At 62.9% G+C, this 18,124-nt stretch carries 20 protein-coding genes and 3 pseudogenes; 12 read left to right on the top strand and 11 right to left on the bottom strand.

The features are described 5' to 3' along the window. Nucleotides 1-2: 2 nt before the first annotated feature. Nucleotides 3-688 (bottom strand): annotated as a pseudogene (locus tag A7X77_RS05520) (hypothetical protein). A gap of 156 nt (nt 689-844) precedes the next feature. Between A7X77_RS05520 and A7X77_RS34185 the strand changes: the two are divergent. Further along, nucleotides 845-976, top strand: a complete 132-nt coding sequence (locus A7X77_RS34185; protein ID WP_280950314.1) for a hypothetical protein — start codon at nt 845-847, stop codon at nt 974-976. A 38-nt stretch (nt 977-1,014) separates the two neighbouring features. Here the strand turns inward: A7X77_RS34185 and A7X77_RS05515 are convergent, their stop codons facing one another. From A7X77_RS05515 to A7X77_RS05500, 4 genes are all read right to left on the bottom strand, one after another. Further along, nucleotides 1,015-1,575 carry a TetR/AcrR family transcriptional regulator gene (locus A7X77_RS05515; RefSeq protein WP_064681997.1) on the bottom strand — a complete coding sequence of 187 codons (561 nt, stop codon included), beginning with the start codon at nt 1,573-1,575 and terminating at the stop codon, nt 1,015-1,017. Between the two features lie 20 nt (nt 1,576-1,595). Further along, nucleotides 1,596-2,057, bottom strand: coding sequence for a DUF1348 family protein (locus A7X77_RS05510; protein WP_039618750.1), 462 nt, complete (start codon nt 2,055-2,057; stop codon nt 1,596-1,598). A 78-nt stretch (nt 2,058-2,135) separates the two neighbouring features. After that, nucleotides 2,136-3,068, bottom strand: a complete 933-nt coding sequence (locus A7X77_RS05505) for a pyridoxamine 5'-phosphate oxidase family protein (protein ID WP_064681996.1) — start codon at nt 3,066-3,068, stop codon at nt 2,136-2,138. Between the two features lie 42 nt (nt 3,069-3,110). Next, on the bottom strand, nt 3,111-3,722 hold the full coding sequence (locus tag A7X77_RS05500; RefSeq protein WP_064682319.1) for a glutathione S-transferase family protein: 612 nt from the start codon (nt 3,720-3,722) through the stop codon (nt 3,111-3,113). A 149-nt stretch (nt 3,723-3,871) separates the two neighbouring features. Between A7X77_RS05500 and A7X77_RS05495 the strand changes: the two genes are divergently transcribed. Beyond that, entirely contained in the window at nt 3,872-4,765 is an 894-nt protein-coding gene (locus tag A7X77_RS05495; protein ID WP_064681995.1) for a LysR family transcriptional regulator, read from the top strand. Between the two features lie 3 nt (nt 4,766-4,768). On the opposite strand, the gene A7X77_RS05490 is transcribed toward A7X77_RS05495, so the two are convergent. Both A7X77_RS05490 and A7X77_RS05485 read right to left on the bottom strand, forming a co-directional pair. Continuing rightward, nucleotides 4,769-5,137 carry a DUF983 domain-containing protein gene (locus tag A7X77_RS05490; RefSeq protein ID WP_038692381.1) on the bottom strand — a complete coding sequence of 123 codons (369 nt, stop codon included), beginning with the start codon at nt 5,135-5,137 and terminating at the stop codon, nt 4,769-4,771. A 214-nt stretch (nt 5,138-5,351) separates the two neighbouring features. Beyond that, nucleotides 5,352-6,755, bottom strand: coding sequence for a PLP-dependent aminotransferase family protein (locus A7X77_RS05485; protein ID WP_064681994.1), 1,404 nt, complete (start codon nt 6,753-6,755; stop codon nt 5,352-5,354). Between the two features lie 219 nt (nt 6,756-6,974). Here A7X77_RS05485 and A7X77_RS05480 point away from each other — a divergent pair, with 219 nt between their 5' ends. Together A7X77_RS05480 and A7X77_RS05475 are read left to right on the top strand one after the other, a co-directional pair. Further along, on the top strand, nt 6,975-7,880 hold the full coding sequence (locus tag A7X77_RS05480; protein ID WP_064681993.1) for a S1C family serine protease: 906 nt from the start codon (nt 6,975-6,977) through the stop codon (nt 7,878-7,880). A gap of 134 nt (nt 7,881-8,014) precedes the next feature. Beyond that, nucleotides 8,015-8,395 (top strand): VOC family protein, encoded by a 381-nt coding sequence (locus tag A7X77_RS05475; RefSeq protein WP_064681992.1) that lies wholly within the window; start codon nt 8,015-8,017, stop codon nt 8,393-8,395. A 529-nt stretch (nt 8,396-8,924) separates the two neighbouring features. Here the strand turns inward: A7X77_RS05475 and A7X77_RS05470 are convergent. Continuing rightward, on the bottom strand, nt 8,925-9,143 hold the full coding sequence (locus tag A7X77_RS05470) for a hypothetical protein (protein WP_064681991.1): 219 nt from the start codon (nt 9,141-9,143) through the stop codon (nt 8,925-8,927). Between the two features lie 291 nt (nt 9,144-9,434). Between A7X77_RS05470 and A7X77_RS05465 the strand changes: the two are divergent. The 4 genes and pseudogenes from A7X77_RS05465 to A7X77_RS05455 form a co-directional block, all read left to right on the top strand. After that, a pseudogene (locus tag A7X77_RS05465) lies at nt 9,435-9,656 on the top strand (MFS transporter); the annotation flags it as partial. A 75-nt stretch (nt 9,657-9,731) separates the two neighbouring features. After that, nucleotides 9,732-10,149: pseudogene (locus A7X77_RS05460) on the top strand (hypothetical protein). 38 nt (nt 10,150-10,187) lie between these two features. Continuing rightward, nucleotides 10,188-10,334, top strand: coding sequence for a hypothetical protein (locus tag A7X77_RS33385; protein ID WP_197486793.1), 147 nt, complete (start codon nt 10,188-10,190; stop codon nt 10,332-10,334). A gap of 243 nt (nt 10,335-10,577) precedes the next feature. Then, a complete protein-coding gene (locus A7X77_RS05455; RefSeq protein WP_064682318.1) occupies nt 10,578-11,681 on the top strand; it encodes a fatty acid desaturase in 1,104 nt (367 codons plus the stop codon). A 180-nt stretch (nt 11,682-11,861) separates the two neighbouring features. Here the strand turns inward: A7X77_RS05455 and A7X77_RS05450 are convergent, their stop codons facing one another. Next, nucleotides 11,862-12,776, bottom strand: a complete 915-nt coding sequence (locus tag A7X77_RS05450) for an SDR family oxidoreductase (protein ID WP_064681988.1) — start codon at nt 12,774-12,776, stop codon at nt 11,862-11,864. A 90-nt stretch (nt 12,777-12,866) separates the two neighbouring features. On the opposite strand from A7X77_RS05450, the gene A7X77_RS05445 reads away from it, so the two are divergent. Further along, nucleotides 12,867-13,427 carry a TetR family transcriptional regulator gene (locus A7X77_RS05445; RefSeq protein WP_064681987.1) on the top strand — a complete coding sequence of 187 codons (561 nt, stop codon included), beginning with the start codon at nt 12,867-12,869 and terminating at the stop codon, nt 13,425-13,427. A 6-nt stretch (nt 13,428-13,433) separates the two neighbouring features. On the opposite strand, the gene A7X77_RS05440 is transcribed toward A7X77_RS05445, so the two are convergent. Beyond that, a complete protein-coding gene (locus A7X77_RS05440) occupies nt 13,434-13,916 on the bottom strand; it encodes a YcgN family cysteine cluster protein (protein WP_064681986.1) in 483 nt (160 codons plus the stop codon). A gap of 215 nt (nt 13,917-14,131) precedes the next feature. On the opposite strand from A7X77_RS05440, the gene A7X77_RS05435 reads away from it, so the two are divergent. The 3 genes from A7X77_RS05435 (at nt 14,132) to A7X77_RS05425 (ending at nt 17,762) form a co-directional block, all read left to right on the top strand. Beyond that, on the top strand, nt 14,132-16,315 hold the full coding sequence (locus A7X77_RS05435; RefSeq protein WP_064681985.1) for a transglycosylase domain-containing protein: 2,184 nt from the start codon (nt 14,132-14,134) through the stop codon (nt 16,313-16,315). Between the two features lie 318 nt (nt 16,316-16,633). Continuing rightward, nucleotides 16,634-17,221 (top strand): DUF1214 domain-containing protein, encoded by a 588-nt coding sequence (locus A7X77_RS05430; protein WP_064681984.1) that lies wholly within the window; start codon nt 16,634-16,636, stop codon nt 17,219-17,221. Further along, nucleotides 17,214-17,762 carry a DUF1254 domain-containing protein gene (locus A7X77_RS05425; protein ID WP_064681983.1) on the top strand — a complete coding sequence of 183 codons (549 nt, stop codon included), beginning with the start codon at nt 17,214-17,216 and terminating at the stop codon, nt 17,760-17,762. The genes A7X77_RS05430 and A7X77_RS05425 overlap by 8 nt, the downstream gene beginning before the upstream one ends. Nucleotides 17,763-17,775: 13 nt before the next feature. Here A7X77_RS05425 and A7X77_RS33380 read toward each other — a convergent pair whose 3' ends face one another. Continuing rightward, on the bottom strand, nt 17,776-17,943 hold the full coding sequence (locus tag A7X77_RS33380) for a hypothetical protein (RefSeq protein ID WP_197486792.1): 168 nt from the start codon (nt 17,941-17,943) through the stop codon (nt 17,776-17,778). Nucleotides 17,944-18,124 lie beyond the last annotated feature (181 nt).

The following is an 18,124-nucleotide window of genomic DNA, read 5'->3' as shown; positions in this document are numbered from 1 at the left end:
TTTCAGAGGTCGGCCCGCGCGATACCATGTGCGCCCCTGGCCTTCAACCGCGCGACCTGCCCGGCGCGGCATCCGGACGCATCGCAGCATTGAATACCACGGCGTAGCCCGCGAGCTTCTCGGCCCGGTCGGTGCCGTTGACGATGCGGCGCGCATTGACCCAGTCCTCGGACGTCGCGTTCAGGTGATCGGCGAGTTTGTGGCCGGTAAAGCTGCCCTGCAGCATGCCTTCGATTAGGATCGTCACCGCCGCATCCATCTCCATCGCCCGGTCGGGATCGGCAACGAGATCGATGCCCGTCAGCCCACTCATCGCCTCGTAATTCCGCTTATGGGTAAGCTGCACCAGACCGCGCCCGAGCCAGCAGCGGCCATCCTCGTCCGGCCGCCAGTAGGGCGTCTTTACCCAGGCGAGCCGGCCTGCGGCATAGGCCGCTTCCAGGATCTCGACGGCGCGGGCATCGCTTTCAGCCAGCGTCTCGCGGACCGGCTGCATCGTATAGGCGGTCTCGTGATAAGCGGTTGCGAGGATATAGGCGAGCCATCGGCGGTCTGCCTGCGCGAACCGCCTTTCCCAGGCGTCGAGAATCGCCGCGATACCCACTACCTGAGGCTGAGTCAGCTCTCCTTTGAAGAGCTCCTCGCGCACCGCATCAAAAAAGAACGTCCGATCCATGTGGACAACCATACCGCGCTTCCCGTGAGCCTCGTGGTTAAAACCGTCTTAATCGATTAAAATCAACTTAATCGTTTGAAGTGTCTAAGCCCCTGATTTACACGGCTTTTGTCTTATGCCATGCATCTCCTCGCCCTGAAGCCTTACCACCACAAGAGGAGACTTCCGATGCAGACGCCCGTCAATACCCAGACCACCATTCCCCAGCACGTCGTCGACCAGATGGAAAACGAGTGGCGCCAGATTCGCCTTGAACGCGAGAACATCCGCCCGACCCGGCAGCCGCAACAGCAGCGCTGAAAAATACAGGCAAAGCGGCGCAGATGTAAGGGCCGCCCTCATCGCGTCGCGGCCCCAAGCCGCTTCGCCAGCGTCTCCAGCGACCGGGAGAAGACCGTTTCATCTCTAAGCGCGCGCGACAGCACCAGCGCCCCTTGAATGCAGCAGACGCCCTCCTCGGCCAGCGTCTGCGCTTCCCCTTCAGTACAGCCGGCCCGCATCAGCGCCGAACGCAACGCGTCGATCCAACGGATGAAATAGTCGCCGATCGCCGCGGAAAACCGTTCGCGGGTGTCGTCGAGCGCGAAGGCGCCGACAAGGCAGACGCGGCGGCCGGAGCGGAAGTAGTCATTTACATTGGTCCACATCGCGGCGATCGCCTGACGGGCATCATCATGTCGCAGCGGCCGATAGACCGCCTCTTCGAACCAGGCATCGATATCGGCGAGCACGGCGCCGGCCATCTCCTCCTTGCCGCCCGGGAAGAAATGATAAAGGCTGCCCTTGCCGATGCCGGTGCGTTCGGTGATGCGGCTGAGCGTGGCGCCCTCATAGCCGAGCTCGCGGAAGATTTCCGCGAGCAGCGGCACGATGTCAGCGCGTTCATAAACGGTCTTCACCGGGCTGAAATCATCCTGTTCTAGAGGCCGAGCTCCGTCAGACCGGGATGATCGTCCGGACGGCGGCCGAGCGGCCAGTGGTATTTGCGCTCCGTTTCCCGGATCGGCAGATCGTTGATGCAGGCAAAACGGCGCTGCATCAAGCCGGCCGCATCGAATTCCCAGTTCTCATTGCCGTAGGAGCGGAACCAGTTGCCGCTGTCATCGTGCCATTCATAGGCAAAGCGCACGGCAATGCGATTGTCGGTGAAGGCCCAGATCTCCTTGATCAGCCGGTAGTCCAGCTCCTTGGCCCATTTGCGCGTGAGAAAAGCGACGATCTCGGCGCGGCCGGTGATGAATTCGGCGCGATTCCGCCAGCGGCTGTCCGGCGTGTAGACGAGCGAGACGCGCTCGGGGTCGCGGCTGTTCCAGCCGTCCTCGGCGAGGCGGACTTTCTGCGTGGCGGTCTCCAGGGTGAAAGGCGGAACGAGGCTGGACATGACATCTCCTGTACTGAATGGTTATCAGTTTACTGATCGGTACAAATATTGCAACTCTGCATCGGACGGCGCTCGAGCTTAGACATCGGTGCGACGGCTCCACAGCAGCGGCAGGGCATCCGGGCGAAGCACGATGTTTTCGGGAGTGAAGCGCCACAGCCTTTCCGCCTTGGGAAAGGCGGCGATGTCAGGCGATTCGAGAAGCACCTCGACCTTGCCGGTCATCTGCAGCATGTCGCCGGCTTCGAAATCGATGAAGACCAGCCCGGCCTTCGGATTGACCAGGAAATTGCCGAGCGTGTTGAAGAAACGATTGCCGGCAAAATCGGGAACGGTTAGGGCGCCATCGGCGCCGAGATGCACGAAGCCGGCATAACCGCCGCGATGGGATACGTCGACCTGGCGCTCGCCATTCTCCCGGTCGACATAGGAGGCGACAAAAAACGTATCCGCGCCCTCGACCATCCGCCGCGCGCGATTGTCGAGCTCATGGGAACGCAGCGGCGGCTGCGCTGTCGGCACAGCGGGGTCGCGGATAAAGGCGGCGGCGCGAGGCTGGATATATTGCGGGCAGTTGCCGAAGCTTTGGCCGACGCGCAGGCGGAAGGCGCCGGCATCCATCCTCCGGATGACGCCGTTCAGCCGGTTGCGCCGCCGGGTCTCGAGCTGAATGCCGAGCATGGCGACGGCAGCGCCATCCTCCATGCCGGCATCGGCGGGATCGGCGGGCTCGCGCGGCAGGCTGACCTCAAGCGTCTCGGGGTCCGGCGAGGACATGAAACCCGGCTGCGCGGCCCGCACCGTCGCCCAGACGTCGCCCTTCGCATCGACCGTGCCGAGCACGACGAAAGGCAACATCGGAAAGAAGGCGCGGTGCTGCTCGGGCATCGCCTTGCGGACGAAATTCCGCCCCGGTCCGTCCATGCGTTCGACGACGCCGAGGCTGCGCTGCATTGCAAGTTCACCCTGATGCCAGGGCGATACCGCATCCTCTCCTGATTGCTCCAGCATCACGGCCTCCTTTCGGGCGCGATTTTCGACCGGGGACGATCTTTATGCAGCCAGGCCGATCTTCGTCCTGCGGAAGCCGACGAAGCCCGGCAGCGCCTCGATGCGGTCGAGCCAGGCGCGCACGGCCTGATAGGGCGCGGTGTCGACATTGCCCTCCGGCGCATTGGCGATGTAGCTGTAAAGTGCGATATCGGCGATGACAGGATTGTCGCCGAGCAGGAAGGCGCGGCCGGCGAGCTCCGCCTCGACCAGCGTGAGAATTCGGTGCGACCGGGCAATCACCTCATCGGCATGAAAATTGGCGCCGAAGACAGTGACCAGACGGGCGGCGCAAGGCCCATAGGCGATCTCGCCCGCGGCGACCGAGAGCCATTTCTGGATCCGCGCCGCCGTCAATATGTCCTCCGGCAGCCAGTCGGCGCGGCCATATTTGCGTGCGAGATAGACGAGGATGGCGGCGGAATCGGAAATGACCGCTCCATCATCGTCGAGCACCGGCACCTGGCCGAAGGCATTGAGCTTCAGGAATTCCGGAGCCTTGTGTGCACCGGCGGCCAGGTCGACCTCGACCAGTTCATAAGGCACGCCGAGCAGTGACAGGAACAGGTGAACCCGGTGCGAATGGCCGGACAGCGGATGATGATAGAGTTTCATGACGGTTCCTCTCTGATGGGGCGGGAACAAGGCGTCGGCCTTGCCGGCGATGGCCGTTCGAACCATCTGCAGGGGAATTTACTGCCTTCCAATGAACTGCAGTAGGATGCTAATCTGGAAGGCATGTTCTCAATTGATGGAAGGATAAAATGGACCGCCTCGACGCCATGAGCATGCTTCTTGCCGTCGTCGAACACGGCAGCCTGTCGGCCGCTTCGCGGCATCTGCGTTCACCGCTGGCAACCGTCAGCCGCAAGGTCTCCGAACTCGAGGCGCATCTCGGCGCTAAACTGCTGCAGAGAAGCAACCGGAAGATCACATTGACCGAGGCCGGACGCTCCTATGTGGAGGCGGCGCGGGAAATTCTCGACCGGGTGGACGAGGCGGAACGGACGGCCGCCGGCGAATATAGTGCGCCGAAGGGCGAGCTGACGATGACCGCGCCGATCGTCTTCGGGCGGCTGCATGTCCTGCCTGTCGTGGTGGACTTTCTCAAAGTCTATCCCGAGATCAATCTGCGGCTGATGCTCGGCGACCGGCTGTCGAACCTCGTCGAGGATCATATCGACCTGGCGCTGAGAATCGGCACCCTGGCCGACAGCAACCTGATCGCCAAGCGGCTCGGCGCGATCCGCCGCACCGTCTATGCCAGCCCGGATTATCTCGCGCGACATTCGGCACCCCGACAGCCAGGTGATCTTTCCGCACATGACTGCATCACCTTCGAGAACATGGCCGCGACGCGAAGCTGGACATTCACCGAGGGGAAGCGCGATCTTGCCGTGCCGATCCGCTCTCGGCTTGCGGTTAACACCGCCGAGGCCGCCGTCGATGCGGCCGTCGCCGGTCTGGGTATTACCCGCGTTCTCTCCTATCAGGCCGCCCGCGCCGCAGCGGCGGGCCTGCTGGCGCCGCTGCTCCAAGATTTCGAACCGCCGCCGGCGCCGGTGCAGCTCGTCTATCCCTCGCAGGGGCTGGTGCCGCTGAAACTGCGGGCGCTCGTCGATTTCGCGACGCCGCGCCTGCGCGCGACGCTGAAATAGGCTTTAGGCGAGTTTGCCCTCTTCCGCCTTGTAGAAATATTGGCTGGCCACCAGCCAGCCCTTCAGCGGCCTCAGCGGCGGAATGCAGGTGGCGAGCATGAAGGGGCCGGTGACCAGAAGCTGCACCCAAATCGGCGCCGAGAACGCTACCTCCAGCCAGACGCCGAGCAGCACGCTCGGGATGCAGGCAAAGCAGATGACGAAGAAGGCCGGGCCGTCGGCCGGATCGGCGAAGGCATAATCGAGGCCGCAGACCTCACATTGCGGCTGCAGCGTCAGGAATCCCTTGAACATATGACCCTGGCCGCAACGCGGGCAGCGTCCCCTGACGCCGGTCTGCATCGGAGGAAGTGGGGGATAGTCGGTATCCATGATAACCTCGTCTTTCTTCTGGCATGCAGCTCAATGCCAATCAATGCCATACAGATGTATGCATTCAATACGGATACATTACGCATCAATCGCCAGTCAACTTGCCAGAATGCCGCAGATCGCCGTCCGCTGCCGACCAGGCAACCGCAGACATCACATCATCGAAAGGGAGGAGACCCGCAGCGGGCCCGAGGGCAAGTTGAAAGCTGCCAGCTTAGAAGAATGACGCCGCCATCTCCGGCGGGCCTTCCAGCGCATGGGCCATGAATTCCAGTGCGCCGTGCAGTCTCTCCCGGGTGATCGGACCGCCGAGGCAGACCCGCACCGCTTCCGGGGCGGCGCCCTCGACGGTGAAGGCATCGCTTGCCACGACGCCGATGCCGGAGGAACGCATATGGCTGCCGAAGGTGGAACGGGTCCAGCCATTGGCGAGCGGCAGCCAGATGTTGAAGCTGATCGGATCGGCGCGGTAGCTGCCGGCCGGCAGGGTGGCGGCGACCATCTGCTGGCGGGCGGCGGCCTCGGTGCGGACGAAGCGCAGGATCGCATCGGCCGTGCCGTCCTCGATCCAGCGGGTGGCGAGCGCCATGGTCAAAGGCGAAGCCATGACGTTGTTGGCGCGCATGGCGCTGACGAAAGGCCATACGGCCTTGCTGTCGGGCGCCACGACATAGGCAAGGCGCAGGCCCGCGCCGAGGCATTTCGCCAGGCCGCCAATATGCCAGGTCAGATCCGGTGCCATTGCCGCCAGCGGCGCCGGACCTTGCTGTGGAATGAAGCCATAGGCATCGTCCTCGACGATCGGCAGCTGATATCTGCGGGCGACGGCCGCGATTTCCCCGCGCCGGCCAGTTGAAATCGTCAGCGTCATCGGGTTCTGCAGCGTCGGATTGAGATAGAGCGCCCTCGGCTTCAACCGCTCGCAGGCCTTAGCAAGGGCCTCCGGCAGGACACCGTCCTCGTCCATCGGCAGGCCGGCGAGATTGAGCCGCAGCTGGGCGGCGATCGAGCGCATGCCGGGATAGGTGATTATTTCCGACAGCACGGTCTCACCCGGCTTTGCCAGCAGGCCGAAGATCGCCAGCAGAGCCGGATGGGCGCCCGGCGTGACGAAGATCCGCTCCTGCGATGGCGTGAGCCCGCGGCGGCCAAGCCAGGCGGCGGCGGCGTCCTTATCCATGCCGGAGCCGCCGAAGCCCTGGTAACGCAGAAGCGGAACGAGACTGGCGGTCACCGCCGACATGCCCTCGCGCATGCCGGCGAGCAATTCCGGATCATCCAGTTCCGGCGGCATGTTCATCGAGAAATCAACGATCGATGCGCGGCGCGGATCGGGTACGGTGTCAGGCGCGAAGGCCTGCCGCGCCTTGCCAGCGCGGCCGGTGACGAAGGTGCCCCGGCCGACATGCGACTCGACAAGCCCGCGCTTCTGCGCCTCGACATAACCTCTGGCCACGGTGGTGAAATCGACATTCAGCCGCTTGGCGAGGTCGCGCTGCGGCGGCAGCCGGTCTCCAACCACCAGTTGGCCGCTGCGCAGATCCATTTCGATCAGATCGGCAATCGCCATGTAACGCGGGCTGCTGCTGCGGCTGAGATCGGGATGCCAGTCCTTCATGTCGTGATCCGTGCCCGTCTGATTCCTGATAGGATTGACTGTATATTGTTGCGCAGCGGCGCTGTCACCCCCGGATATTCCCGGCATCCCTCCACGCCGCGGCAGGCGGGTGCGGAAATTCCCGTCGCGCCAGCCTTGCCGCCACCCCTTCATCTTCTTACCTATTAGGGAGGCGCGCCGGCTTTCGGTCTCGCGCGGCGGCGCCCTCGGGATAAAAGCATGAATATCGATCCGATCCTGCGGTCAGTTGTGGCCGTCCGTTCCTCCATTCCGGAAGATGCCTTCACGGCGGAGACGCTGGGCACGGTCCGGGAGGGCAGCGGCGTCGTCATTCGCGACAACGGGCTGGTGCTGACCATCGGTTATCTGATCACCGAGGCGGAGGAAGTCTGGCTGACGACCCAAGACGGCCGGGTGGTTCCCGCCCATCCCCTTGCCTATGATCAGGAAAGCGGCTTCGGCTTGGTGCAGGCGCTCGGCGTTCTGAACGCTCCGGCGGTGGCTATCGGGGATGCGGCCGCGGCCAGGCCCGGCGATCCCGTCGTGCTTGCCGATGGAATCGGCGAGTTCGTCCAGGCAAACATCGTCGCCCGGCAGGAATTCGCCGGCTACTGGGAGTATCTGCTGGATGAGGCGATTTTTACCGCACCGGCCCATCCGGCGTGGGGCGGGGCAGCGTTGATCGGCGCCGACGGCAAGCTTCTCGGCATCGGTTCGCTTCGCCTGCAGATGAGCCAGGATGGCGAGATCGCCGATATCAATATGGTCGTGCCGATCGATCTTTTGCCGCCGATCCTCGACGACCTCCTGAACCGCGGTCAGGTCAACAAGCCGCCACGGCCCTGGCTCGGCGCATTCTCCGCCGAGAGCAACAGCGGCGTGGTGGTGATGAGCGTGGCCGAAGGCGGTCCGGCCGCCGAGGCCGGCCTGCGTCAGGGCGATATCATCTCCGAGATTCGCGACGAAGAGGTCGATGGCTTGGCCGATTTCTACCGCAAGCTCTGGAGCAGTGGCCCGGCCGGCGCCGAGATCCCGATGCGGATCCTGCGCAACGGCCGCGAAGCCTGGCTGCGCGTCAAGTCCGCCGACCGCAACAGCTTTCTGAAAAAACCGCAGCTGCAGTGAGCCGCATCAGCCCCGCGAACGCTGCCTGGACGTTCGAACGGATTCACTTTCGTCGCCTGGCCATTTATGCTGGTGTTGCATTGATAAAGATGCTGGTGTTGCATTGATCTTGAGATGAAAGGAGTTTGCAGCCCATGTTCGATCATGTCTCCATCGGCGTCAAAGACCTCGAAAGAGCCCGCCGTTTCTATGATGCGGCGCTGGCGCCGCTCGGCTATGAGCGCCTCTCCAATTCCGATGGCGTGATCGGCTACGGCGCCGACGAGGTCGGCCTCTGGGTGATACAGGCCGAGCATCCCGTTGTCGCCGACATGCAATCCGGGCTGCATTTCTGCTTGGTCGCCCCGAACGAGCCCGCTGTCGACGCCTTTCACGCGGCGGCTATCGCTTCCGGCGGCACCGACAACGGCGAACCGGGTATCCGGCCGGATTACGGCCGCTTCTATTACGCCGCCTTCGTCATCGATCCCGACGGCTACCGGCTCGAAGCCTATTTCCACAAGGGTGAGATGTGAAGGGACCGTCCGGCCGCGGCTCTTGAAATCGTCACGCGGCAGCCGGAACTTCGAAGGCCGAGCAGGACGCCTCGATCATAGGTGCCCATAAGGCCGACCCGGAACCATGAGGAAATGCGTTTCTCTTTTTCGTTGATTTCCGGGTACTCATCGACGCGGGCGACGTCGTGAACGATGGCATCGGAAAGGCATTTTCTTTGGCCGCCTGTAAAAAATAGGCTTTGAAAATGGGCCGCCATTTGTCCCGTAGCGCGATTTTCTGCTCCGGCGTCAGGCCCAGGCCCTTCTTGCCGAAGAAAGGGAGGGGTTGCTGGTTGGAAGCAATTCCGACAACTCCGAGGACAAGCCGATGATTGGTTCATAGCCCGGCTTTGAGTAGGCCCAAAAGGCGCATCCAATAAAAGCCACCCAAGAGCCAACATGGACGACGGAGTTTCTGAAAATAAACATTGTCCAACCCATATCCGCTCGCGGTTAAACTGCTGAAAAAAGCCCCGGAAAACCGGGGCTAAAAGACATGCGGCTCTTGCTAGTTTGTCGACTGCTCGGCTTGCCTGTCCGCCTGCACAGCTGGGTCGATGACGTGATGCACCAAGAACGCGTCGATCAGGTAGTCGGCATTATCGAGTTTCATCGGCAACTCCTTGTCCTGAAAGAAATGGTTGTCAATGTAGTCGCCGGGGTCCCACAGCTTGCGGGTAAGGTTTTCATTCTCGGGTTCGATCCGATTAACGACCTTCTCGAACACGCGGTTATCTCTATGAGCGCAGCCCTTTGATCTCCAGTTATGAGCAGAGCTTCAATTACGGCATGGTTATCCATGTCGAACATCCTTCGAGGAATTGGCGGGAACTGGTCATCAGCATTTTCGGCTCGCCAACCGATGCTGGTTCTTGGCTACGCGGCTTGTGTTTCATGACGCCAGGCGGCCGCTTTATGCTCACATGCGCAACAGCAGGATATTGTGAGCAATAGGAAACACAAGTGCTTACTCAATTTGCCCACAGGCTCGTGCGAGCGTGGGGCTTTCCCAAATCGGGGGCTCGCCTCCGGTCTGCTCTTCGCCTCCTTCCAGATCGGCGGCGGCATCGTGCTTGCCGCCGCTTCGGCAGTCTTCGGCGCCGCGCCGAATTTCGGGTGGGACCCGTATGTCGCCGGCGTCGCCTTCGTGGCGCTGCTTGCCATCGCCATCACCTTGCTTGCGGCCGCAGGTCCGAGGGCATCGGCCGTCCGGAGGCCCGCCTATCAGGCGGCGGAATGACCCTTGCGCCCGCACCTTTTTCGGTGCGGCCATTCATAAGCAAAAACGAATATTCACAGCGAGATTCCCATTGCCTTGCCTCGGCGAAAGGCGCATGGTTTCGCCGCGGCAGGCATTGAACGGGCGCTGCCGACTGAGGGATATGAATACCTTCGCCCCGACGAAAGGAGGACCGATGTCTTCCACTTCCAAAAAGCCATACCTGACCTCGTCCGATCTCGACATGCTTCAGTCCGTACTCGACAATGCGGGCTACGAGGCCAGAATCGCGATCGACGACGGCAAGGGCTGCAATGTCGCAGCGATGCTGCTGATCAAGCTGTTTCAGGAGGGCGTAACGTCGCCCGCCATGCTTTCGCAGGCGCTCGAACACTACTTTGGCAAGCTGAAAGCGCCGCCGAAACCAGTCACTCCGGTATACGACCGTTATGCGATCCAGGGATTGCCCAGCGACAGGTGCAAGACAAACCTCAAACCCGGCGCGCGAAGCTGAAAACGCGCTTTGCATTCGTCTGAACAGGAGATCGATCGATGGCAAAAGGTCAGTTGAGAAGCAATCGCGAGGCTCGCAAACCGAAGAAGGACAAGCTGGCGCCGAAGATGGCAGGCACCTTCGCAGGCCAGATGAAGGCCGCGGCCCAGGCCGCCCCGCACGGAAGCAGCGCGCCGAAGAAATAAGCGCGCATCGAGCCCTCGGGTGAATCGCCCCTCGCCGCCTCCATGACAAACGCAAATCGGGATCGATTTGCGTAATGGGTGATGTGTGGCTAAAAGCGGCAGCGCGTCCTGCCGGGACGCGCGCGATCAGCGATGATCGTGTTTTCGAAAAAGCCGGAAGGTGCCACAGAGCATGACTCCTCTTCACATAATCAACCGCATCGGCGATCCGTCGAGCGTCGCAGCCTTTTGCGACGATATTTCGTGATCGAACGCGCGCACCGCTTCGAGAGCGAGGAAATCCGGCTTGCCGCCTTGGACGAGCCTTGTGAAAATCCGCAGAAACCTGCAGCACCGTCCGCACTTTTCGCCGAAAAAGCCTGGTTGAAGATCCTTGCAGGATATCGCCAGCCGAGGGCCACACGCAGTGCCTTCGAACTGGCCGTCACAGCTGTTCCCTTTGCGCTGTTCTGGGCCGCCGCATGGGCGGCCGTTCGTTACGGCTTTTTGCCGGGCCTGATCCTCGTCGTTCCGGCGGCCGCTTTCCTGCTCAGGCTGTTCATGATCCAGCACGATTGCGGCCATGGCTCATTTTTCGCCCGCCGCCGCCTCGACGACTGGGTCGGGCGCACGATCGGCATATTGACGCTGACGCCTTACGACTACTGGCGTCGGGCGCATGCGGAACATCACGCCTCGGCCGGAAACCTCGACGAGCGCGGCGTTGGCGACATCGAGACACTGACGATCGCCGAATATAACGCGCGGTCCCGCCGGGGGCGGCTTGCCTACCGGCTCTACCGGCACCCAGCCGTCATGTTCGGGATCGGGCCGGCATGGCTGTTCATCTTCAAGCAGCGACTGCCCTTCGGCATGATGCGCTCCGGCCCCCTGCCCTGGATCTCGACCATGGCGACCAACCTTGCCATCGCTCTGGCCGCCGCCTTATTGATCTGGGCGGGTGGGATCGTTCCCTTCCTGCTGGTTCACCTGCCGATCGTGCTTCTAGCGGGAGCCGCTGGCGTCTGGCTGTTCTATGTCCAGCACCAGTTCGAGGAAACGCACTGGTCGAAGAAACCGGACTGGCAGTTCCAGCATGCGGCGCTTCACGGTGCCTCGCATTACGACCTGCCGCCGGTGCTACGCTGGATCACCGGCAATATCGGCATCCACCATGTGCATCATCTGGCGAGCCGGGTGCCTTATTATCGGCTGCCGGAGGTGCTGAGGGACCATCCCGAGTTGGCCGGTATCGGCCGCATCACGCTCATGGAAAGCCTGCGCTGCGTCAAGCTGGTGCTCTGGGACGAACAGACGAGGCGGCTGGTGTCGTTTCGTGACGTGGCCCGGCTCAGAGCCGCAAGCTAGAGCATGATGCCGAAAATTTAGAACAGGATTCAGATCTAAAGCGCATCGCATCAAACTTGATTCATGCGACGCGCTTTAGCCCTTTGCTTTTATGCATGTCGTTGTCCCGGAACCGCCGCACACTTCCGGGCGACATGCATCAGGCCGACCGGGCCTAAAATCATCCTGTTCTAAGGGCGCTCAGCGATAGCCGGTCACATCCGCCGGCTTGCCCGGCTCCTGCACCTCCACCAGGTAGCGCCAGCAATCCGGCCGGGAACCGTCGATGTCATCGAAGCCGTAGATCTTGGCCAGCCCGCCGCTCGACAGCGACTGGCCGTTCCAGCGGGCGCGATCGGAATCGGCGGCGATGGCGGCCACCGCGCGGCCGACGAAGCGCGGCGTTTCGGAAATGGCGAAATGCGGCTCGACCTTCGTCGCGTCGCGCCAGTTCGCCTCGCTGACACCATAGGCATCCAGCATCATTTCGGAGCGCAGCCAGCCGGGGGTGATCGAAACAGCAGTGGCGCCGTGTTTCGCGAGGTCCTGGGCATGCGCCCAGGCCATGCGGATGACGCTTGTCTTGACCAGGTCGTAAAAGGGCGACAGCCGGTAATGCGCGGCGTTGTATTCCGCCGTGCCGTCGGTCACCTCGACCAAGAGCCCGCCCGGCCGTTCGATCATCAGCGCCAGCGCGTAGTGGGCGGTGATCAGATGCGTCTCGATGCCGAGGCGCAGCATCCGCAACCCCTTGTCCAGCGAATGCTCCCAGACGGGTTTGTCCCATTCGAACAGCTTCTCGCAGCCCCAGATGTCATTGACGAGAATATCGAGCCTTCCGGTTTCCGCCCGGATGCGTGCGACAAGCGCCTCGACTTCATGGGCGACCAGATGATCCACCTGCACGGCAATGCCCCTGCCGCCCGCCGCCGTCACCAGCTCGGCCGTCTCCTCGATCGTCTCCGGCCTGGCATATTCGGATTGATGGGCGCGCGTCGTGCGCCCCGTCACATAAACCGTTGCGCCGGCGGCGCCGAGTTCCACCGCAATACCGCGGCCCGCACCGCGCGTCGCGCCGGCCACCAAAGCCGCTTTCTCCCGCAACTCCGCTGTCATTTCGCCATCCTCCGCGTTAGAACCGAAAAACGCCCATTGTATATAAACGAATGCTCGTTCATAAATAAGCTGAATGCAAGAGGGAATTTCATGCCGCGCCGCCGCACCCTGTCCGATGAGCAGCTTCTCGCCATGGTGCTGGCGCTGATCCAGGCTGAAGGGCCGGATGCCGCGACCTTTGCGGCAGTGGCAAAGGCGAGCGGCCTTTCCGGCTCGACGCTGGTGCAGCGTTTTGCGACGAAGGCCGCGATGCTGCGTGCTGCGCTGCTCTATGCCTGGGACAGGCTGGACGCGGAAACGGCAAGGCTCGCTGAAAGCGTGCCGAAAACGCCGGATGGCGCGGTCGCGCTGCTCGTCGGCCTGTCGCAGGATTACGGCGACAATGCCGCCGCCTATGGCGAGGGACTTCTGGTGCTTCGTGAGGATTTTCGCGATCCGGTGCTGCGCGCCCGGGGCGCGGCCTGGGGAAAGGCACTGACGGCGGCGATCACAGGCTGTTTCGGATCGGCGCAAGCGCCGGAGACGATCGCCCGCCTGATGCTGTCGCAATGGCAGGGCTCGCTGACCTGGTGGGGTTTCAGCGCCGAAGGGCCGGTGGCCGCCTATGTGGAGACGGAACTGCGGCGTTTTCTCGCCGCGGTGAGAGCGTGAACCCGCTTACGCCTCTTCCTCTTCCTCGTCCTTCGCCTCGCCGACGGTCAGCGGCCAGTCGACGACGTAATCCTCGAGATCCTCGATATCGATCTCGGTTTCGCTGATCGTGCGGCCGCGGGCGGAAATGCCGGCGGCATGTACCGTTTCGGGGTCACCGGAGACGAGCGGATGCCACCAGTAGAGATCGCGGCCCTCGTTGATCAGCCGGTAGCCGCAGGTCGGCGGCAGCCAGGCGATTTGGGGCACGTTCTCCTTGGTCAGCTGCACGCAGTCCGGTACGAAATCCCAGCGGTTCTCATAGCTCGAGCAGCGACAGCTCTGCCTGTCGAGCAGCTTGCAGCTGACCGAGGTGAAATAGATATCGCCGCTATCCCATTCCTCGATCTTGTTGAGACAACAGAGGCCGCAGCCGTCGCAAAGGCTTTCCCATTCGGCGGCAGTCATTTCGGCCAGCGTCTTGGTCTTCCAGAAGGGCAGATCGTTCATCGTCGTTTCTTGCAACAGCGGCCCGCAAATTCGCGTGACCGCCGCTCTACTCTCTTGTTATCCGCCACAAAATCAATCATTTCTTCAGCATGCTCCTGGTACCGGAGAACTTTCTCCTGGCATCGGAAAGCTTTTCGGGCCCATCGGGCCTCGCGCTTTCGTCGCTTTCCGGCGGCCGGACATGAAGCAAGCGCGATCAGGCGGGAATACAGGACGTGCAGGATCCGGACAACCCTGAAAAAGGGCCTGAAAAAGGGGCAGAAAAACAGACAGCGGACGCTGGCAGGCGGCCGGCGAAGAGCCGTCACATTCTGCTGCGCATCGATTCGTGGATCGATTCGACCGTCTGGAACGCCGGCTTCCGCGCCGCCGAGATCTGGGAAGACACCACCATCTTCTTCCGCCGTTTCCGCGTGCGCGGCTGGAAGCGCGTGGTCTTCGAACTGGCCGGCGAAGGGCTGACCCTCGGCACGGTCGGCGCGGTGCTGATGCTGGCGCTTGCCCAGCCGGCCTTCGAAGCGACCAAGGAGGACTGGCGCAACCGCGGCGATTTCGCCGTCACCTTCACCGACCGCTACGGCAGCGTCATCGGCCACCGGGGCGTCATCCATCAGAATTCCGTGCCGATCGACGAACTGCCGGATTCGCTGATCAAATCGGTGCTCGCCACCGAAGACCGGCGCTTCTTCGACCATTTCGGCATCGACGCCATCGGTCTCTTCCGTGCCATGGTCACCAACGCCCAGGCCGGCGAAGTCGTGCAGGGCGGCTCGACGCTGACCCAGCAGCTCGCCAAGAACCTCTTCCTCTCCAACGAGCGTTCGATCGACCGCAAGGTCACCGAAGCCTTCCTGGCGCTCTGGCTCGAGGCTAACCTTTCCAAGAAGGAAATCCTCTCCACCTATCTCGACCGCGCCTATATGGGCGGCGGCACCTTCGGCGCGGCGGCAGCGGCGCAATTCTATTTCGGCAAGAAAATCACCGACGTGAACCTCGCCGAATCCGCCATGCTGGCCGGCCTGTTCAAGGCGCCGGCCAAATATGCGCCGCATGTCAACCTGCCGGCAGCCCGCGCCCGCGCCAACGAGGTGCTGACCAATCTCGTGCAGAGCGGGCTGATGACAGAGGGCCAGGTGATCGCCGCCCGGCGCAGCCCGGCCACCGTCGTCGACCGCAACGAGGTGGAATCGCCGGATTTCTTCCTCGACTGGGCTTTCGACGAGGTGCAGCGGCTTTCGCCGCGCTTCCACCAGCATTCGCTGATCGTGCGCACGACGATCGACATGGGCATCCAGAAGGCGGCCGAAGATTCGGTCGAGACGTCGCTGCGCGAATATGGCGAGGCCTATCACGCCAAGCAGGGTGCCCTGGTGATGATCGAAAACGGCGGCGCCGTGCGCGCCATGGTCGGCGGGCGGGATTACGGCGAAAGCCAGTTCAACCGCGCCACCAGGGCGCTGCGCCAACCGGGCTCCTCCTTCAAGGTCTATACCTATGCCCTGGCGATGGAGAGCGGCATGACGCCGCAGACGACGATCGTCGACGCGCCGATCTACTGGGGCAACTGGAGCCCCCACAATTACGCCAACCGCTATGTCGGGCGCATCACGCTCGCGACCGCGATCGCCCAGTCGATCAACACCGTGCCGGTGCGGCTCGCCAAGGAGAAGCTCGGCATCCAGCCGATCCGGGCGATGGCGAAAAATCTCGGTGTCGAAACGCCGATCCGCGACGACGTCACCATCCCGATCGGCACCTCCGAAGTGACCGTGCTCGACCAGGCGACAGCCTATGCCACCTTCCCGGCCGGCGGATATCAGTCGCGCCGCCACGGCATCAGCCAGATCCTCGATTACGAAGGCGATGTGCTCTATGATTTCGACCGTGACGAGCCGGCGCCCAAACGCGTGCTGTCGGAGCAGGCCGATGCCTATATGAACCAGATGCTGTCGCGCGTGCCCTATGTCGGAACCGCGCGCAAGGCGGCTCTCGACAACGGCGTGTTGACCGCCGGCAAGACCGGCACGACCCAGGCCTATCGCGACGCGTGGTTCGTCGGTTTCACCGGCAACTACACCTGCGCCGTCTGGTTCGGCAATGACGACTACACCTCGACCAACGAGATGACCGGCGGCTCGCTGCCGGCAATGACCTTCAAGCGGGCCATGGACTACGCCCATCAGGGTGTGACTCTGCGGGGCATCCCCGGCGTCGAAAATCCCCCGCCCTCCGAGAAGGATGCCGCCAAGACCGCCGCCGCCAAACCGCAGGACGGATTGCCGCAGCTCATCCGGCCGCGCATGCTCTCGGTACAATCGACGAATATCCTGAAAGACCTCGGCAAAAAGCTGAAGGACGCCGCCCCGCTGACGCCGCAGAAGGTTGCGAGCGCGGAGTAGCCAGACCCAGGAGATCGGCGAAACCGGCCCCTTATCGGGCTGCCGCCACCGACGGGGTCGAGCCACGCTCTCGACCCGTCCTTCGGACCCCCGCTCGCGGGGCGAAGGGACCTAGCCGCAACCTCTCCGTCCCCAACCGGCCTCTCGCAGGGCACGTCCCCTGCCCCGCTTACGGGGAGAGGTTAGGGTGAGGGGCAAATCACAGGCACGCATGTCCCGCGACCCCGGACAGATCGACGTCTATGTCACTGCCCGCCATTCCACCCTGCCAGAATCAGTGGTAACCCTTTCATCCGATATGGTTTCCAAGGTCATAACGTGTTTCGATTCCCCCTTTTTATCCTGATCACGCTCATCGTCGCCTTTGGCGGCGGGATCATGATTTCGCTGTATGCGCTGGATGCGACGCAGGGCTTCGGGGCAATCAAGCTTGGTGCCTGGGAGGCCTTTCCGGCGTTGCAGACGGTCGATGCCGATCCTTACGCCAAGTCGCACCGGGCCCGCGCCGGCAAGCTGCTTTACGGCAGTGCCGAGGGGCTGACCTTCACGGCAAGCGTCGACGACGCGGGCGCGCGGCTGAATGCCGGCTGCCGCTACCGCATCAGCGGGCAGACGCCGCCCGCCCGGCTGTGGACGCTTTTTACGGCCGACAATGGCGGCAATCCGGCGGCGGTGAAGACCGGGCTTCCCGCGGCGCTGAACTCCTGGACGGTGCTGCGCCAACCCGACAGCAGCTTCTCGATCGAGATCTCCGCTGTCGCCCAGCCGGGCAATTGGCTGGCCCTGCCGCAGGCCGGCACCTTCCGGCTCGTTCTGACCTTGTTCGATACGCCGACGGCCGGCAGTTCCGGCGTGATCGACCTCGCAATGCCCAAGCTCACCAAGACCGGATGCGGCAATGCTTAGGATCATTTTCGCCATCCTGACCGGCCTTTTCGGCGCAGCGCTTCTGCATCTCGTCATCATCCTTTCGCTGCCGCATTTCACCGGCAGGGACGCGGCGACCCGCGTGGAGGCGGAAGGTGAGCTCAACAATTTCTACCTGCTGAACGACCAGTATGACGAGGCGGGGCTTGCCAATGGCGATCCCTTCGTGCGCACCGCCGTCTGCTCCTTCGACGTCGAGGATGGCCCGGTGCATTTCACCGCCAAGGGCAATGTGCCCTTCTGGTCGATCGCCATCTACGACAGCGCCTCCAACGAGGTGTTCAGCATGAATGACCGGACCTCGGTCGGCGGCGCGCTCGATGTGCTGGCCGGCGGTCCGATCCAGCTGACGGACCTGCGCAAGAACCTGCCCCCGGAGTTGGAACAGGCGATCCTGGTGGAAATGGCGCGGCCGGACGGTTACGCCGTGCTGCGGACGCTGGCGCCGCAGGCGAGTTTCGATGAAGCGGCGCGAAACTTCCTGACGGAAGCCGGCTGCGAGCAGTTTAGCGCCCGCTGAGGTTGAACGGACGTTACTTTTTGGTGGCGCGCGGCGCAGGCGCCGGGCCATGTCTCGGGCTCTCGGCCAGCCGCTCGTAGCGGACGCCGGTGAACCAGAGGATCTTGGCTTCGCGGGGTTCCTTGTCCTGAGGACGCGGCGCCCGCGGTCGCCGATCCGCCAATGCGACTACTATTGCCATTCTCGTCTCCATGCACTGCCCGAGACGGATGAACTTGCGATGGATTTCACCCTGCCCGCCAATCTGCGGGCCGGCGCGTCCTGCGGTGCCGGCATGACCGAACCGAGGGCATTCGCGCCTTTCCCACGGCACCTGACTGAAATACCGTGATGCGGAGTTTCAACGATCCAAACACTCAAAT

Origin of the sequence: Rhizobium bangladeshense, assembly GCF_001662075.1 — a bacterium.
Lineage (GTDB): Bacteria > Pseudomonadota > Alphaproteobacteria > Rhizobiales > Rhizobiaceae > Rhizobium > Rhizobium bangladeshense_B.
Note: the sequence above shows the minus strand (reverse complement) of the source record. Positions and strands in the feature narration are given on the sequence as shown.

Coding starts and splice junctions, on each gene's coding strand:
- A7X77_RS34185 (WP_280950314.1), top strand. CDS start 845: ATGCAGACGCCCGTCAATACCCAGACCACCATTCCCCAGCACGTCGTC.
- A7X77_RS05510 (WP_039618750.1), bottom strand. CDS start 2,057: ATGTCCAGCCTCGTTCCGCCTTTCACCCTGGAGACCGCCACGCAGAAA.
- A7X77_RS05505 (WP_064681996.1), bottom strand. CDS start 3,068: ATGCTGGAGCAATCAGGAGAGGATGCGGTATCGCCCTGGCATCAGGGT.
- A7X77_RS05500 (WP_064682319.1), bottom strand. CDS start 3,722: ATGAAACTCTATCATCATCCGCTGTCCGGCCATTCGCACCGGGTTCAC.
- A7X77_RS05495 (WP_064681995.1), top strand. CDS start 3,872: ATGGACCGCCTCGACGCCATGAGCATGCTTCTTGCCGTCGTCGAACAC.
- A7X77_RS05490 (WP_038692381.1), bottom strand. CDS start 5,137: ATGGATACCGACTATCCCCCACTTCCTCCGATGCAGACCGGCGTCAGG.
- A7X77_RS05485 (WP_064681994.1), bottom strand. CDS start 6,755: ATGAAGGACTGGCATCCCGATCTCAGCCGCAGCAGCAGCCCGCGTTAC.
- A7X77_RS05480 (WP_064681993.1), top strand. CDS start 6,975: ATGAATATCGATCCGATCCTGCGGTCAGTTGTGGCCGTCCGTTCCTCC.
- A7X77_RS05475 (WP_064681992.1), top strand. CDS start 8,015: ATGTTCGATCATGTCTCCATCGGCGTCAAAGACCTCGAAAGAGCCCGC.
- A7X77_RS33385 (WP_197486793.1), top strand. CDS start 10,188: ATGGCAAAAGGTCAGTTGAGAAGCAATCGCGAGGCTCGCAAACCGAAG.
- A7X77_RS05450 (WP_064681988.1), bottom strand. CDS start 12,776: ATGACAGCGGAGTTGCGGGAGAAAGCGGCTTTGGTGGCCGGCGCGACG.
- A7X77_RS05445 (WP_064681987.1), top strand. CDS start 12,867: ATGCCGCGCCGCCGCACCCTGTCCGATGAGCAGCTTCTCGCCATGGTG.
- A7X77_RS05440 (WP_064681986.1), bottom strand. CDS start 13,916: ATGAACGATCTGCCCTTCTGGAAGACCAAGACGCTGGCCGAAATGACT.
- A7X77_RS05425 (WP_064681983.1), top strand. CDS start 17,214: ATGCTTAGGATCATTTTCGCCATCCTGACCGGCCTTTTCGGCGCAGCG.
- A7X77_RS33380 (WP_197486792.1), bottom strand. CDS start 17,943: ATGGCAATAGTAGTCGCATTGGCGGATCGGCGACCGCGGGCGCCGCGT.